Origin of the sequence: Reyranella sp. (assembly GCF_965249915.1) — a bacterium.
In the GTDB taxonomy this organism is placed as follows: domain Bacteria; phylum Pseudomonadota; class Alphaproteobacteria; order Reyranellales; family Reyranellaceae; genus Reyranella.
Genome location: NZ_OZ252257.1, coordinates 2,364,730 through 2,380,383 on the forward strand (window position 1 = coordinate 2,364,730; position 15,654 = coordinate 2,380,383).

Annotated in this window: 15 protein-coding genes and 1 tRNA gene; 10 read left to right on the forward strand and 6 right to left on the reverse strand. The window is 66.2% G+C overall.

What is annotated here, in order from left to right:
• Positions 1-29 precede the first annotated feature (29 nt).
• Genes ACP15H_RS11740 through ACP15H_RS11755 form a run of 4 tightly spaced genes read right to left on the reverse strand, consistent with a single transcriptional unit; the run spans position 30 to position 3,454 of the window.
• Positions 30-1,034 (reverse strand): branched-chain amino acid ABC transporter permease, encoded by a 1,005-nt coding sequence (locus ACP15H_RS11740; RefSeq protein ID WP_425066364.1) that lies wholly within the window; start codon positions 1,032-1,034, stop codon positions 30-32.
• A 1-nt stretch (position 1,035) separates the two neighbouring features.
• Complete coding sequence (locus ACP15H_RS11745; RefSeq protein WP_422015044.1) at positions 1,036-1,941, reverse strand: branched-chain amino acid ABC transporter permease; 906 nt, start codon at positions 1,939-1,941, stop codon at positions 1,036-1,038.
• An 11-nt stretch (positions 1,942-1,952) separates the two neighbouring features.
• On the reverse strand, positions 1,953-2,666 hold the full coding sequence (locus ACP15H_RS11750) for an ABC transporter ATP-binding protein (protein WP_298309544.1): 714 nt from the start codon (positions 2,664-2,666) through the stop codon (positions 1,953-1,955).
• A complete protein-coding gene (locus tag ACP15H_RS11755; protein ID WP_425066365.1) occupies positions 2,666-3,454 on the reverse strand; it encodes an ABC transporter ATP-binding protein in 789 nt (262 codons plus the stop codon). The genes ACP15H_RS11750 and ACP15H_RS11755 overlap by 1 nt, the downstream gene beginning before the upstream one ends.
• Before the next feature lie 270 nt (positions 3,455-3,724).
• Here ACP15H_RS11755 and ACP15H_RS11760 point away from each other — a divergent pair, with 270 nt between their 5' ends.
• Positions 3,725-4,822 carry a hypothetical protein gene (locus ACP15H_RS11760; RefSeq protein WP_425066366.1) on the forward strand — a complete coding sequence of 366 codons (1,098 nt, stop codon included), beginning with the start codon at positions 3,725-3,727 and terminating at the stop codon, positions 4,820-4,822.
• A 69-nt stretch (positions 4,823-4,891) separates the two neighbouring features.
• On the opposite strand, the gene glmS is transcribed toward ACP15H_RS11760, so the two are convergent.
• Together glmS and glmU are read right to left on the reverse strand one after the other, a co-directional pair.
• Complete coding sequence (glmS, locus tag ACP15H_RS11765) at positions 4,892-6,715, reverse strand: glutamine--fructose-6-phosphate transaminase (isomerizing) (RefSeq protein WP_425066367.1); 1,824 nt, start codon at positions 6,713-6,715, stop codon at positions 4,892-4,894.
• A 25-nt stretch (positions 6,716-6,740) separates the two neighbouring features.
• A complete protein-coding gene (gene glmU, locus ACP15H_RS11770; protein WP_425066368.1) occupies positions 6,741-8,114 on the reverse strand; it encodes a bifunctional UDP-N-acetylglucosamine diphosphorylase/glucosamine-1-phosphate N-acetyltransferase GlmU in 1,374 nt (457 codons plus the stop codon).
• Between the two features lie 59 nt (positions 8,115-8,173).
• On the opposite strand from glmU, the gene ACP15H_RS11775 reads away from it, so the two are divergent.
• The 9 genes from ACP15H_RS11775 to ACP15H_RS11815 all read left to right on the forward strand — a co-directional run bounded on the left by ACP15H_RS11775 (position 8,174) and on the right by ACP15H_RS11815 (position 15,652).
• Positions 8,174-8,878 (forward strand): HAD-IA family hydrolase, encoded by a 705-nt coding sequence (locus ACP15H_RS11775; protein WP_425066369.1) that lies wholly within the window; start codon positions 8,174-8,176, stop codon positions 8,876-8,878.
• A 35-nt stretch (positions 8,879-8,913) separates the two neighbouring features.
• A tRNA-Val gene (locus ACP15H_RS11780) sits at positions 8,914-8,988 on the forward strand.
• Between the two features lie 199 nt (positions 8,989-9,187).
• Positions 9,188-9,616, forward strand: a complete 429-nt coding sequence (locus ACP15H_RS11785) for a hypothetical protein (protein WP_425066370.1) — start codon at positions 9,188-9,190, stop codon at positions 9,614-9,616.
• A gap of 152 nt (positions 9,617-9,768) precedes the next feature.
• The gene (locus ACP15H_RS11790; protein ID WP_425066371.1) at positions 9,769-10,071 is read left to right on the forward strand and encodes a hypothetical protein; all 303 of its coding nucleotides are present in this window, start codon (positions 9,769-9,771) and stop codon (positions 10,069-10,071) included.
• Positions 10,072-10,122: 51 nt separating this feature from the next.
• The gene (locus ACP15H_RS11795) at positions 10,123-10,728 is read left to right on the forward strand and encodes a histidine phosphatase family protein (protein WP_425066372.1); all 606 of its coding nucleotides are present in this window, start codon (positions 10,123-10,125) and stop codon (positions 10,726-10,728) included.
• Between the two features lie 83 nt (positions 10,729-10,811).
• Positions 10,812-11,999, forward strand: a complete 1,188-nt coding sequence (locus ACP15H_RS11800; protein ID WP_425066373.1) for a multidrug effflux MFS transporter — start codon at positions 10,812-10,814, stop codon at positions 11,997-11,999.
• A gap of 91 nt (positions 12,000-12,090) precedes the next feature.
• Positions 12,091-13,716 carry a dihydroxyacetone kinase subunit DhaK gene (locus tag ACP15H_RS11805; RefSeq protein ID WP_425066374.1) on the forward strand — a complete coding sequence of 542 codons (1,626 nt, stop codon included), beginning with the start codon at positions 12,091-12,093 and terminating at the stop codon, positions 13,714-13,716.
• Between the two features lie 188 nt (positions 13,717-13,904).
• Complete coding sequence (locus tag ACP15H_RS11810; RefSeq protein WP_425066375.1) at positions 13,905-14,387, forward strand: hypothetical protein; 483 nt, start codon at positions 13,905-13,907, stop codon at positions 14,385-14,387.
• 212 nt (positions 14,388-14,599) lie between these two features.
• A complete protein-coding gene (locus tag ACP15H_RS11815; RefSeq protein WP_425066376.1) occupies positions 14,600-15,652 on the forward strand; it encodes a prolyl hydroxylase family protein in 1,053 nt (350 codons plus the stop codon).
• Positions 15,653-15,654: the final 2 nt, after the last annotated feature.

A 15,654-nucleotide genomic window follows, 5' to 3' on the forward strand; every position in this document is an offset into this window, starting at 1 on the left:
CCGGCGACCTTCCGACAAAGAGGCCCGGGTTACGCCCGTGCACCCCGCAGCTTGCGGTAGGCCATGTAGAGCCCACCGGCGATGCCCATCGGCATCAGGTAGATAATCGCGATCAGCAGCACGCCGAAGACGGTGTACGCCGAGAGGTCGAACGGCAGGCCGAGGTCGTTGCGGATGAACTGGGTCAGCGACTGTGCCGAATTGTCGACCAGCACGTAGAAGATGCCGCCCAGGACCGATCCGAACAGGGAGCCGATGCCGCCCACGACCAGGCCGATGAGGAACTTGATCGACAGGAAGATGCCGAAACTGTCAGGCGCCACGAAGGCGATGGCGCAGGCCGAGAGCGCACCGGCGATGCCGGTATACGCGGCGCTGATGCCGAAGGTCACCGTCTTGTAGAGGGCCGTGTCGATGCCCATCGTGTCGGCCGCCATGTACTGGTCGCGGATCGCCATCATGGCGCGACCGCTGCGGCTGTTCAGCAGGTTCGACGCGCCCCAGAACAGCACGATCATGACCAGCAGGCAGAAGTAATAGAGCCACTGGTCCTCGCTGAGCGGCAGGCCGAACGGCACCTCCGGCTTCATCAGCACGATGCCCTGCACGCCGCCGGTCAGGCCTTCGAGCCACTTGTATTTCAGGATCTGCGGCACCGCGAGCGCCAGGGCGAATGTCGCGAGCGCGAGATAATGCCCCTCGAGCTTGAGGGCCGGCAGGCCGAACAGGTAGCCGACGATGAAGCACACGATGGCCGCCGCCGGGATCGTCGCCCAGTAGGGCACGTTCAGCTTGTCCATCAGGATCGCCGCCGTATAGGCGCCGACGGCGTAGAACGCGCCGTGACCCAGCGAGAACTGGCCGTTGAAGCCGGTCAGCAGGTTGAGCCCGAGCACCGCGATCGAGGCGATGATCATGGTGCTGACGAGGAACAGCCGGTAGTCCGAGACTACATCGGGAAACACCGGCCGCAGCAGGGGCACGATGACGGCCAGGACGATCAGTCCCAGCACCCATTTCCTGGACTCGGTCATATCAGACCCTCTTCACGACGACGCGGCCGAACAGGCCCGCGGGCTTAACCGTCAGCACGAAGATCACGATGATCAGCGCCACCGTGAGTTTCTCGCCGTTGCCGATGATGTAGATACCCGTCGCCTTCTCGATCTGGTTGCCCGCATAGGCCACCATGTTCTCGAGGATGCCGACGATGAAGCCGCCCGCCACCGCGCCAGCCGGATTGGAGATACCGCCGACCAGGGCGCTCGCGAAGGCGTAGAGCAGGATGCCGCCCATCATGTTGGGCTCGAGGTAGACGATGTGGGCCACCATGATGCCGGCGACGGCGCCGACCGAGGCCGCGAGGCCCCAGCCCAGCGCCAGCATCCAGTCGACGCGGACGCCGACCAGCCTGGCCATCTGCGGGTTCTGCGCCGCTGCGCGCATGGCGAGGCCGAGCGGCGTATAGCGGAAGAACACGAACAGCAGACCGAGCACGATCAACGTGACCAGGACCACGCCCAACTGATGGGGCCCGATCACGCCGGCAATCCCGAACTCGGCCTTGGGAAACGGCGAGGGGAATTCCTTGATCAGGTAGCTCCAGAAGGCGCCGGCCATCGAGTTGAAGATCGCCAGCAGGCCGATGAAGACCACGATGATCGACAGGACCGGGGCATTGTGCAGCGGTCTCAGGATGAGTCGCTCGATCAGCACGCCCATGGCGAAGGAGATCAGAACGGTCAGGATGAAGGCGACCCAGAAGCTCATCCCCCAGTCCATGAGCTGCCAGGAGATGTAGGCGCTGAACATCGCCATCTCGCCCTGGGCGAAATTGATGTGGTCGGTCGACACGTAGATCATGACCAGCGCAAGGGCCACGCAGGCGTAGATGGCGCCGTTCGCGAGGCCCGAGGCGATCTGCTGAAGAAACTGTTCCATTTGGGGCTGCCTCAGTAGCCGAGGTAGGATTTGCGGACGTTCTCGTCGTTCTTCACGACGTCCGAAGGGCCCGACATCACGACCTTGCCGGTTTCGAGCACGTAAGCGTGCGTGGCGAGGTCGAGTGCCAGGGCGGCGTTCTGCTCGACCAGCAGGATGCTCACCTTCTCCTCCTCGTTGATGCGCCGCAGGATGCGGAAGATCTCGAGCACGATCAGCGGCGCGAGGCCGAACGACGGCTCGTCGAGCAGCATCAGCCGCGGTTTCAGCATCAGCGCCCGCGCGATCGCCAGCATCTGCTGCTCGCCGCCCGACAGCGTGCCGGCCTGCTGCTGGATGCGTTCCTTGAGCCGCGGGAAGTAGACGAAGACGCGCTCCAGCTCGTCCTTCACCGCCTGCTTGTCCTTGCGGGTATAGGCGGCGATGCGGAGATTCTCGTCGACGGTGAGCGTGGTGAAGGTTCCGCGTCCCTCCGGAACGTGGGCGATGCGCTGGCGCACGATCTCTTCCGTCGCCATGCCGCGGATGTTCTTGCCGTCGAAGCGGATCGTGCCGTCGGTGCGGACCATGTTGCAGATCGCCCGCAGGGTCGTCGTCTTGCCGGCGCCGTTGGCCCCCAGCAACGTCGTGATGCCGCCCATGGGAATTTCGAAGCCGACGTCATAGAGCGACTGGGTCTGCCCGTAGAAGGCCTTCAGGCCGCTCACCTCGAGAAGTGCAGCCATCACGCAGTCCCCAGGTAGGCGCGGATCACTTCGGGATCGCGCTGAACTTCGGCCGGCGTGCCGTCGGCGATCTTCCTGCCGAAGTCGATGGCGACAACCTTGTCCGACACCGACATGACGAGACTCATGTGATGCTCTACCAGCAGCACCGTGACGTTCTGCAGATCACGGACACGCTTGATCTGGTGCTTGAGCACCTCGATCTCGTCATGGTTCAGGCCGGCCGCCGGCTCGTCGAGCAGCAGCAGTTTGGGGCTGGAAGCCAGCGCGCGCGCCAGCTCGACGCGCTTGCGGATCGGAAACGGCAGGGGCCCCGCCAGCGCATTGGCGAAGGGGGCGAGGTCCATGAAGGCGACCAATTCCTCGGCTCGCCGCGTGATCGCTGCTTCCTCGAGCTTGACCCTGGGGACCCGGATCGCGTTCTCGAAGAAGCTGCTCGAGCTCACGCTGTGACAACCGACCTTCACGTTGTCGAGGACCGACATCTTGTCGAACAGCGCCACGTTCTGGAACGTCCGTCCGATGCCGATCTTGGGAATGGCGTGCCGCGGCTGGTCGAGAATGGTCTTGCCCTCGAACAGCACGTCGCCGGCGTTCGGCGTGTAGAGCCGGCTCAGGCAGTTGAAGAGCGTGGTCTTCCCGGCGCCGTTCGGCCCGATCAGGCCGGCGACCTGGCCGGCGAAGACGTCGAAGGTTACGCCATCGAGAGCGACGATTCCGCCGAACCGGACGGACACGTCGCGCACGCTCAAAAGCGGCGAGCCGCGAGATGAAGATGGTCCTGCCATGTCGATGCTGGTTTCGCCGGTCGGCGCATTACACGCGCCAACGTGGCGAAATTACCCTTGCCTCCCAACTACTTGCGACTCTTCTGTGGAGTCTGCACTTCGATAACGATGACTTATCCAGAGGTAGCGTGCAACTCAAATGGCGACGCGCCATGCTTTCGGCGCGATTGCGCCGCACGTTTGCGCGGCTTTGCGGACATTGACACGCCGTCCATTGCAACCGATACGAAAAGTCCCCCTCCAAAAGCGGGCTCACCGCAGATGAATCGCATGTTTCGCCCGACCCTCTTCCTCACCGTAGCCTGCATTGCCGTTCCGGCGATGGCCCAGACTCCGCCAACGCAGGCCTGGCCGCAGAACCGGCCACCGGCCCAGGCCGCCCCGCCGGCCGCGGCTCCGGCGCAGCCCGCCGCTCCCCCGGCTGCAGGTGCCACTCCGCCAGCCGCCGGCGCACCCACCGCGTCCGCGGCGCCCGTCCCGCTGCCGCAGTGGTTCGTCGACATCGACGTCGACAAGAAAGGCGAGGTCACCCGCGCCGAGTTCCTGAAATACCGCATGAAGTCCTTCGAGGCGCTCGACCTCAACAAGGACAACAAGCTGTCGGTCGAAGAGTTTGTCAAAGTCGTCGAACCGCCGGCGACGCCTGCCGAGGCGCCGGGCCTGCCTCCGCTCGAGGAGCGCCGCGCCCGCGCCCGCACGGAGTTTCAGACCCTCGACACGAACCGCGACGGCTTCCTCGAACGCGGCGAGGCCGAGGCGGTGGTCCATTCGGAGTTCAACAACTACGACACCGATCGCGACAACAAGGTCACCGAGCCGGAGGTTCGCCTCATCGTCCAGCGTTCGATGCAGCGCGAGGCGGCCGAACGCCAGCAGGCCGAGGCCCGCCGTCGCCAGGGCATGATGACCTTGAACGAGTTCATGGACATGCAGCTGCGCCAGGGCGACGAACTCGACAAGAACAAGGACACCAAGATCAGCGGACCGGAATATGTGGTCCTGGCGGGTCCGGCCGATGGGCCGCAAGCCAAGAACCTGCTGCCGTTCGACATGCGCAAGCAGATCGCCATGCGCAAGTTCGCCGAGATCGACACCAACAAGGACGGCCAGATCGACCGCGTCGAGCTCTCCGCCTATGCGCTGAAGCAATTCGGCGAGATGGACCTGAACAAGGACCGCTTCATCAGCGAGGAGGAGTTCAAGAAGGCGCAGGAGGCCGAGGCCGCGAAGATCCGCGCTATCGTCCAGACGATGATGCCGGCCCAGCCAGCCCAGCCCCGCCCTGCTCAGGCGCAGCCGCGTGGAGGCCAGCCCGCACCGGCACAGCCGTCGGGTCCGCCGCCGGGCCTGCCGCAAGGCACGCGCTAACGACGCTGCTTGGAAAGATGAATAGCCGCGGGACCGAAAGGCCTGCGGCTTTTTCGTGCGCGGGCGCCGCTACTCGACCGTGACGCTCTTGGCGAGATTGCGCGGCTGGTCGACGTCGGTGCCCTTGGCGACGGCCGTGTAGTAGGCCAGCAGCTGCACCGGGATGGTGTAGAGGATCGGCGCCACGACGGGGTCGACTGCCGGCAGGGTGAGCGTGGCGACCGCCTGTGCGCCCAGTCGCGCGACGCCGGCCGCGTCGCTCAGGAGCACCAGCTTGCCGCCGCGCGCCTTCACCTGCTCGAAATTCGACGCCGTCTTGTCGAACAGCGAATCGTTGGGCGCCACAACCACGACCGGCACCAGCTCGTCGATCAGCGCGATCGGCCCGTGCTTCATCTCGCCGGCGGCATAGCCCTCGGCGTGGATGTAGGAGATTTCCTTCAGCTTCAGTGCGCCCTCGAGCGCCACCGGGAACGACGTGCCGCGGCCGAGATAGAGAACGTCGCGCGCCTCGGCGAGGACATCCTCGGAGATCTGGCGGTACTGCTCTTCCATGTTCAGAGCTTCGTTGACCCGTGCCGGCAGCTCGGTCAGGGCGAGCCCGATCTTGGCCTCGTCGGCCGCGCTCAGGGTACCGCGCGCGCGGCCGGCGGCGATCGCAGCGCAGAGCAGGACGGTGAGCTGGGTGGTGAAGGCCTTGGTCGAGGCGACCCCGATCTCGGGGCCCGCCAAGGTCGGCAACACACCGTGCGAATCGCGGGCGATCGCGCTCTCCGGGACGTTGACCACCGACAGGATGGTCTGGCCGTTGGCCTTGGCATAGCGAATCGCCGCCAGCGTATCGATCGTCTCGCCAGACTGCGAGACGGCAATGCAAACACCATCCTTGGGCAGCGGCGGCTCGCGGTAACGCAGCTCCGACGCGACCTCGACCTCTACCGGCAGCCGCGCGAGCTGCTCGAACCAGTACTTCGCGATCATGCAGGCGTAGAACGCCGTGCCGCAGGCCGTCATGGTAAGGCGGCTCACCTTCGCCCAATCGACCGGCAGCTGCGGCAGGGTCACCATACGTGTCGCGGGATCGAGGTAGCTGCGCAGCGTGTCGCCGATCACCGCCGGCTGCTCGTGGATCTCCTTGAGCATGAAGTGGCGGTGATTGCCCTTGCCGATCATCGCCCCCGTGATGCCGCTCTGGCGGACTTCACGGGTCACTTCCTGGGTGCCCTGGTAGACTTTCGCACCGCCATGGCTCAGCACGACCCAGTCCTCGTCCTCGAGGTAGCTCACTTTCCGGGTGAAGGGGGCCAGCGCCAGCGCGTCGGTGCCGATGTACATTTCGCCATCGCCATAGCCGACGGCGAGCGAGCTGCCACGGCGGGCACCGAGCAGAATGTCGTGACGGCCACTGAACAGCACGACCAGCGCAAAGGCGCCGCGCAGCCGGCCCATCGCTTCGCCCATTGCCTGTTCGGGCGACTTCTGCTCGTCGAGCATTGCGGTCAGCAGCTGTGCCACCACCTCGGTATCGGTATCGCTCTCGAAGCGGCGGCCCTTGGCGACCAGCTCGTCCTTCAGCTCCTGGAAGTTCTCGATGATGCCGTTGTGCACGACCGCGACCCGGTCGGTGGCGATTGGATGGGCATTGCGTTCCGAGGGCTTGCCATGCGTGGCCCAGCGCGTGTGGCCGATGCCGATGGTACCGGGAAGCGGCTCCTCCCTGACACGTTCTTCCAGATTCACCAGCTTCCCTTCGGCGCGCCGGCGGTCGATATGCCCGTTCACCAAGGTGGCGACGCCCGCCGAGTCATAGCCGCGATATTCGAGCCGCTTCAGCGCGTCCACGAGAAGAGGCGTGACGGGCGCTTTGCCGATGATGCCGATGATGCCGCACATGGGATTGTCTCGACAGGGAGGGGGATTATTTGTTGCCGGAACGTTCGCTGGCCGCCTTCTTGGCGGCTGCCGCCCGGTCCTGCAGCTTCGCACGAAGCGCCGTCGCCCGCCCCTTCTTTGTGACCTGGCGGGCCCGGCCGAACGCCACGCCATCCGCCGGAACGTCCTCCGTCACCACGCTGCCGGCCGTGACGTTGGCGCCCCGGCCGACCTTGAGCGGCGCAACTAGAGAGCTGTTGGAGCCGATGAACACGTCGGGACCGATCACCGTGCGGTGCTTGCCGTAGCCGTCGTAGTTCACCGCGATCGTGCCGGCCCCGATGTTGCTGCCCGCCCCGATATCGGAGTCGCCGAGATAGGCCAGGTGATTGGCCTTGGCGCCCTTGCCCATGCGCGTGGCCTTGAGCTCGACGAAATTGCCGATATGGACACCGTCGGCGACCTCCGAGCCCGGACGAATTCGCGCGAACGGCCCGACGAGGACGCCCCGGCCGATGCGCACGCCCTCGATGTCGCAGAAGGCGTTGATGACCGTGTCGGAGCCGACGCTAACCGCCGGGCCGAACCGTACATTCGGGCCGATCCTGACGTCGGTGCCGAACTTCGTGTCGGCCGACAGCCAGACCGTGCCGGGATCCGTCATCGTGACCCCGCCCGCCATCGCGGCGGCGCGCAGGCGCTGCTGAAGCGCCTGCTCGGCCACGGCCAGTTCGGCCCGCGAATTCACGCCCTGGAATTCCGCCTCCTCGCCCGCCACGGCGATCGCCTTTTGGCCGGCCTCACGCGCCAGCCGCACGGCGTCGGTGAGATAGAATTCGCGCTTCGAATTGTCGTTGCGCAGGGCGCCGAGCAGCGACGCGATCAACTTGCCGTCGATACACATGACGCCGGAGTTGGAGAAGGCGACGGTTCGTTCGGTCGCATCGGCATCCTTGCTCTCGACGATCCTCAACAGCTCGCCGTCCTCGACGATGAGCCGGCCATAGGGCGTGGGATCGCGGGCCACGAAGCCCAGCACACCGACCGCAGCCCCTGCCCTCGCGCAGGCCGCGACCAGCTTGCGCAGGCTGGCCGTCGTGACGAGCGGTGCGTCGCCGAACACGACCAGCACGGGCCCCCTGTGCCCCTCGAGCGCGCCGAGGGCCGCCCTGGCGGCATGCCCGGTTCCCAGCGGGCGCTTCTGCACGACCGTCGGATGGGGCGCGAAGGCCTTGGCCACTTCCGTCGCACCGGGTGCGATGACCCCCACGATGCGGGCGGGCTTCAGTGCCGCTGCATTGGCCAGCACGTGAGCCAGCATGGGGCGGTTGGCCAGGGGGTGAAGGACCTTCGGCAGCGCCGATTTCATGCGGGTCCCGGCGCCGGCGGCGAGCACGACCACGGCAATGGGTGATTTCATGCCCGTCGGATGCCACGCGACTGGCGGGTGGGCAAGGCGGATGTGCTAGAGAAAACGGCATGCAGACAGATGCCGAGAAACTCATCACCGCCCGCTTCGGGACCGTCCTGTACGATCTCGACGGCACCCTGATCGACAGCGCCAAGGACATGCAGTTGGCCGTCAGCCACGTGCTGGCCGACCACGGCCTGCCGCCCGTGAGCGAGGAGGATGTGCGGATTTTCATGGGCCAGGGCAGCAAGGTGACCATGGGCAAGGCCTTCGCCAAGTACGGCCGGTCGCTGGACGACGAGGCCCTGACCGCGGTGACGCGCGAATTCGTGCGCTACTACGAGGCCGATCCGATCAGCCACACCACCGCCTTCGCCGGCGTCGCCGACGTGGTCGCGACTTTCGCCCGCCTCGGCCTGAAGCAGGGCGTCTGCACCAACAAGTTCGAGAAGCCGTCGCGCATGATTCTCGAGCATCTGAGGCTGATGCCGCCGATCATCGACGTGGCCGGCGCCGACAGTTTCCCCGTCCGCAAGCCCGACCCGCGCCACATCCTGATGCTGCTGGAACGCATGGGCGGCGATCCCAAGCGGGCCGTAATGATCGGCGATTCGACGCACGACGCCGAGGCCGCGCGCGGCGCGGGCATCCCGGCCGTGCTGGTGAGCTGGGGCTATACGGCCAGGCCTGCCCGCGAGCTGGGCGCCGACGCCGTGATCGACCGTTTCGACGCCCTGCCCGCGGCATTGGCCCAACTCGCATCGGCCCGTTGACGGCCAAGCCCGCCTGCCCTATACGCGCGCCTTCCGGGCGCTTAGCTCAGCGGGAGAGCACACCCTTCACACGGGTGGGGTCGTAGGTTCAATCCCTACAGCGCCCACCATCTACCCTCCGGAAATCACGCGGTAGATTGGTAGATGCCCTCAGGCCCAGCCTGGATGAGAGCCCGCCAAATTACTGACCACCCCGAGCCGTGATCCCCAGGAGTGATCGCGCAATTAAACAATCCCTATCACAGACGTTGTGGAACGTGGACGGAAGGTTGACCATCTGCATCCGCAGATGGAACGTCGGAGCAGCACATGGGCGCCTTGGGCTGGGAAATCCACGAACCGGACGGTCTCGTCGTCGTAAGCGGCGTTGGCCTCTTCGACCTGTCTTTCATCCGCGCCTATCGCCAGGCGATGCAGACGGAGGGAGCCGCCCACTATCGGAAGCTGTTCGATCTGCACCGGTCCGACATCGTGTTGGCGCCGGACGATCTTAGGCTCATTTCAGAGGACGCCCGAAACAATGCCCCTACCGCGGGGCCCATTGCGATCGTGATGGGGAGGACTCCGCCGCCCCTGCTGGTCGACATGGCGATCCTCCTGAAGGATCGCATGAGCGCGTCACGGCGCTTTCGCCTCTTCACCGAGGAGGCCGAGGCCAGGCGATGGCTTGCCGGCGAGCCCATTTCCACGCGGGGTACGCCCGTCCCCTCGAACATCTTGCCGCTGGCGAAGCCCTAGCCTGGCCGGCGCCGTGAACGAACCACACGCCGACCGGGCGCAGCAGTAGCGACGGAGAATCCCGCTGCAACGCTTGTCCGTGGCTCAATCGAGGCCGGCAACCGTTTGCAGCCGGGCCGGTTGAAGCTCCAGCACAACAAACGGAGAAGAGCATGGAGCGGACGATCGTCGCCAACTTCGAGACACGACGCGACGCCGAGATTGCCGTCGAGCATCTTGTTCAGGCCCATGCGGTCCCACGAACCGACATCTTCATCCGCGCGCGGGGCGAGTCGAATTCGGCGGGCGTCAGGGCTGCAGGCGCGGACGTCGAGAGCGGCCATGGCCAACAAAAGCGCGGCACGCCGGAACTCGGCGGCGAGATCGAAGTCTCAGTCGACTATCACGGAAGCGAGCCGGAGGTGGTTCGCGCGGCTCTGAAAGAAGCGGGCTCACGGTCGATCAAAGCACAGTGAGCGCGGGCCGTCGCCGTGGACCCGCAGGTGAGCCGCCCTTAACGTCGCGACGTGACACGTCCCGCGCCTGACCTCCGACGCTCCGATCGAACGCGCCGAGGCCTGATCTCAGGGCTCGCCGGGGTTGCGCTCTCGAGCGCCCTTGGTTCCGCTTCAGCGCAAAGCGACCCTTGGGCTTCCCTGCGCCGCCCCGGGTCCTTTGCGCTGATTAGGCATGCCACGGCGCCCGGAACCGACGATCCACCGGGCTTCCGCCTCGACGATTGCGCGACGCAACGCAACCTGTCGGCCGAGGGGCGCGCGCAGGCCGCCCGGATCGGCGACTTGTTCCGTGCCAACGGGATCGCCGCCGCCCAGATCTACTCCAGCCAGTGGTGCCGTTGTCTCGACACGGCGAGCCTGACGAAGCTGGGTGAGGTGCGCCCGCAGCCGCTGCTCAATTCCTTCTTTCGAGACCGGGCGCGCGAAGCCGCGCAGATCGAGGCCCTGCGGCAGTGGATCGGACAGCTCGACCTCGCGAAACCGGCCGTGTTCGTGACGCACCAGGTCGTGGTGACGGCTCTCAGCCAGATCTTTCCCGGCAGCGGCGAGATCGTGGTGATGCAGCGAATGGATGGCGGCCAGCTTTCGGTCCAGGGGCGCCTGCCGACCGCCTGACGGACCGCAGCACTGCCCCGGTCCGTCGAAGGCTGCTATGAGCCGGCCACTCCGCCTGTCGCGGACATGTGAAATTGCCGCGCATGCGCACGACCAAACCTCCGATCTGGCTGCTGATGAGCGCCACCGTCTCCTCGCAGATGGCGCTGACCATCTTCCTTCCGTCGCTGCCGACCATCGCCGGCGACCTGAGCGTTTCCTACGGCACCGCCCAGCTCACGCTGTCGATCTACCTGTTCGCATTCGCCTTTGCCCAGCTGGCCGTGGGGCCGCTCTCGGACAGCGTGGGCCGGCGGCCGATGCTGCTGGCCAGCCTCGTCGTGTTCACCATCGGCAGCGTCTGCTGCGCGCTCAGTCCGACGATCGAGACCCTGATCGCCTCACGCCTGATCCAGGCCTGCGGCGCCTGCGGCGGCGTGGTGCTGGGCCGCGCCATCGTGCGCGACAGCCGGACCGGCCCCGAAGCCCCCCGCGCGATGGGCTACATGGCCTCTTCCATGGCGCTGGCGCCGGCGCTTTCGCCGCTGCTGGGCGGTCAGCTGCTCGGCTTCTTCGGCTGGCGCAGCAATTTCTGGTTCACGGCCGCCTGCGGGGTGGCGGTGCTCGTCCTGGTCTGGCGCATCGTCGCGGAGACCGCGCCCAAGGCCGCTCCGCGCACAACGGGTGTCGTGCGCGACTATCTCGACGGCTTCCGCGCGGTGCTGCGCGAGCGCCGCTTCATCGGTCTCATGACCGCCACCACCTGTGCCTCGGCCGGTTTCAATGTCTTCTTTTCGGGCGGCCCCATCCTGCTGATCCAGGTCATGGGCGTAGCCGTCGAAACGTTCGGCTGGTTCACGCTCGCCTGGGCGGGCAACTTCGTCCTCGGCAGCCTGGTTTCCAGCCGCCTGCAGGGCCGGGTAAAAAGCCTTATCCTGATCCCGGTGGGCCAATGCATCCTGACCCTGGGCGCCGTGGCCATGATGACAACCGCCGCGCTGGGCTATGTCACGCCGCTGGCGCTGATCGTACCGCTGATGCTGATGGGATGGGGAAACGGGCTCAACATGCCCAACGCGATGGCGAGCGCCCTGTCCGCCGTCCCCGCCACCCGGGTCGGCGCCGCCTCCGCCCTGATGGGCTTCGTGCAGATGGTCACCGCCGCGGTGCTCACGCTGCCGGTCGGCTACGTGCCGCACGACACGCAGATGAACATCGGCATCGGCGTCGCCATCACCGGCATCGTCGGCCTGGTCGGCTGGTGGACGCTGGTGCGGCGCTCGCCCGCCTAAAGGATCGCCCGCCGGGCAAGTCCGCTTCCGCCCCCTGCCCGTCACCGGCTATACGATTCACCTCGCCGCAACCGGACGACGTGGGACCGCCATGCAATTCATAGACAGCAAGGACAGTCTCGTCGTCGACGCGATCGACGGACTCCTGCGCAGCAGCGGCGCCGCCAACCTGGCGCGCCTCGACGGCTATCCCGGCATCAAGGTCGTTCTCCGCACCGACCATAAGCCCGGTCGCGTGGCCATCGTCGCGGGCGGCGGGTCCGGCCACGAGCCGGCCCACGCTTCCTTCGTCGGCAAGGGCCTGCTGACCGCCGCCGTCTGCGGCGATGTCTTTGCCTCGCCGTCGATCGACGCCGTGTTCGCCGCGATCATGGCGGTGACGGGCAAAGGCGGCTGCCTCGTCATCTTCAAAAACTACACCGGCGACCGTCTCAACTTCGGCCTCGCCGTGGAACGCGCCCGCGCGCTCGGCAAGAAGGTCGAGGTCGTCATCGTGAAGGACGACATCGCGCTGCCCGACGCTCCTCAGCCGCGCGGAATAGCCGGCGTCATGTTCGTCGAGAAGGTGGCGGGGCACTATGCCGAGCAGGGCGCAGACCTCGCAACCGTCGCCGCCATGGCCCGGAAGGCGGCCGACCAGGTGGTCTCGCTCGGCATCTCGCTTTCCTCCTGCACGCTGCCCGGCATCGGCCGCGAGGACCGCGTTCCCGACGGCAAGGCAGAACTGGGCCTCGGGCTCCATGGCGAGCCGGGTGTCGACCTCGTGAATTTCGAAGGCGCCCGCCAGGCGGCCCTGGTGCTCCTCGACCGCCTCTTCGCGGCGGCAAAGCCGGCCCGCTCCTATGCCCTTCTGGTCAACAACCTCGGCTCGACCACGGCGCTGGAGATGAATCTGCTCACCAACGAGGTGCTGGCGAGCCGGCGCGGCGCGAAGGTCAAACTGGTGCTGGGCCCCGCCACGCTGGTGTCCTCTCTCGACATGCATGGCTTCTCCCTGAGCCTTCTGCCCCTGACGCCGGATTTCGAGAAGGCCCTGCTCTCCCCGGCCAGCCCGCTGGTCTGGCCGAAGGTCCATGCCCACACGAAACCAAAGCTCGTGAAGCTGCCGCGCGAAATGAAGAAGAAGTCCGAGCGGGCGAGCCGGAACCCGGCGCTGGGCGCGCTCGTGAGCCGTGCCTGCGACATTCTCATCGGCGCCGAGGGGAAACTCAACGCGCTCGACGCAAGGGTAGGCGATGGCGATACCGGGTCGACGGTCGCCACCGCCGCGCGTCACCTGCAGGCGGCTCTGCCCCTGATGCCGCTGGCCAGGCTCGACCGCTTCTTCGCCGCCACGAGCGACGCGCTCGCGCGCTCTATGGGCGGCTCGTCGGGCGTTCTGCTCGCCATCTTCTTCTCGGCGGCCAGTCAGTCCGCATCGGGTGGTGCGAGCTGGCAGAATTCCCTGTCGGCCGGCCTCGCGAAGATGATGGCCTATGGCGGCGCCAAGCCCGGCGACCGCACCATGATCGACGCCATCGCGCCGGCTCTCCAGGCGCTGCCGCAGGGGCTGGACGAAGCCGCGAAAGCCGCGCGCGCCGGGGCCGACGCCACCGCCCGGATGCCGTCCGCTCGCGCCGGCCGTTCGACCTATGTCTCGTCCTCGCACCTCGAGGGCGTTCCGGATCCGGGAGCGGAGGCCATCGCCGTTTTGCTGGAAGGCCTCGCGGAGGGGTGAGGGTGCCGACCCGTCGCGTCCCCTTCTCCAAACACTGCGGCGACGCGCGGCGCAACGAGCCCGGCGCGTCCAGTATGCCGGTGGCTCACCTCCTTCTCGGCAGCAGGCTCCGCAACGCTATTCCAGCCGTCTGCCAAGGAATGTCATATTGGCTTTCCGCCCGGTCTCGGCGACCAGAGAAATAGACGTTGAAGAAGCGCATGATTCGGGGAGTGTTCCTGATCAGCACGCTTCTGATCAGCACGGTATTGATCGCTCATATGGACACCATCCTCCGTCCAGCCTTAATCCTGGCGCGTTGCTGGAGGGGACCCTTGATCGAGGATGATGTCGCAGCCATTGAGAAAGTGCGTCAACACTATCAACGTGACGAAGCTATCATGCGCCTCATAGATGAGAACGCTCCGCTGAGGCTTCATTCGTCTTATCAGAGTGGCTGGAAGAAATTCGTGCCTCTCAATCACGGCAAAGGTTATTGGATGACGGGACCAGAAGGCGCGTCATCCAACTTTTTGGAAGATACCTTTCCCGCTACGAGGGTCCGCGGCGTGATATTCGAAAGTGACCCGCATAAGGCTGACGCTTTTGGGTTTAGCTGCAGCGTCCTGGCGTGCGGTGATGTTCTTGATTGCAGAACACACGACCGAGCGACCTTGCCAGACCGCCAATAGGAAACTCCGAAACTTCCTTAGCCGAGCCTACGCTTTGGTGAACTGCTGGCTGCTCCGCGCGTTGCGAGGCCACCGACGATACCTGCTCCTCCAGGCACACCACCAAACCTCCCGAAATCAACGACGTCCTGTCTTGCTTCGTGTCTGCATAACCGAAATAGGCATAAGCTGCGCGTGCTTGAACCGGGCCCGACCCACTGCTAACAGCGGCCATGACCAGCACGCTGTCTCTTCGACCCGGTGACCGCCTCCCCGACTTCGTGCTGCCGGGGCTCGACGGCAAACTCCGCAAGTTCGTCTGGTCGTTCAATGGCGACCCGGTCGCCCTCCTCGCGGTGGCGGATCTCGCCGCCCTCGATGCCGCGCAGTTCGTCTCCCTTCGCGAGGCCTGTGCTGCCGCCTCGACCAAGCTCGTTGTAGTCGCCGGCAATCCGGTCGCAGCGGCCGGGACGCTCTGGAAGAAGCTCGGCGCAGAGGCTGAAGAGCCGCTGCTGCTGTGCGACGGCAAGGGCCAGTTCCTGCCGGCGTTTCTCTCCCAGGCCGGCGCGGTGTCCTTCGGCCAGGGCATAGGCATGCGCCAGCGCGTGATCGTGCTCGATCCCAACCAGCGGGTGGCCGGTACCTTCGACACGCGCGCGCTCCTGGCCGCGGCCGAGGCGATCGGCGCGCTTGCCGCGTCGGTGCGCGCCGACGGCGGCGCCGACCTGTGCTTGAACACGGCGATGGCGCCGGTCCTCGTCCTGCCGCGCGTCTTCGAGCCGGATTTCTGCACCCAGCTCATCCGCCTGTGGGGCAAGGGCGACCATAGAGATTCAGGCGTCTCCAGCCGTTACGGCAATGTCGACATGGCGGCGCTGAAGCGCACCGAGGACTATACGATCGTCGAGCCGATGATGCTGAAGGCGGTGTCCGATCGGCTGGCCTATCGAATCGGGCCCGAACTCACGAAGGTCTTCGCCTTCGATCGCGAATTCACCTTCGACTCCCATGTCGTGCTGTCCTACAGCGCCGAGGGCCAGCACTTCTTCGCCGCGCATCGCGACAATGGCGCGCCGACGACGGCCGATCGCGCCTTCGCCGTGTCGCTGAACCTCAACGACGATTTCGACGGCGGCGAGCTGGTGTTTCCGGAATATGCCAGCGTGCGCGTCAGCCCGCCCGCGGGCGCCGCCGCCGTCTTCTCCTGCTCCCTGCTGCACGCGGTCGGCCCGGTCACCCGGGGGCGCCGTTATGCGCTCACGACCTTCTTCCGTCAGAAGCGCTGAAG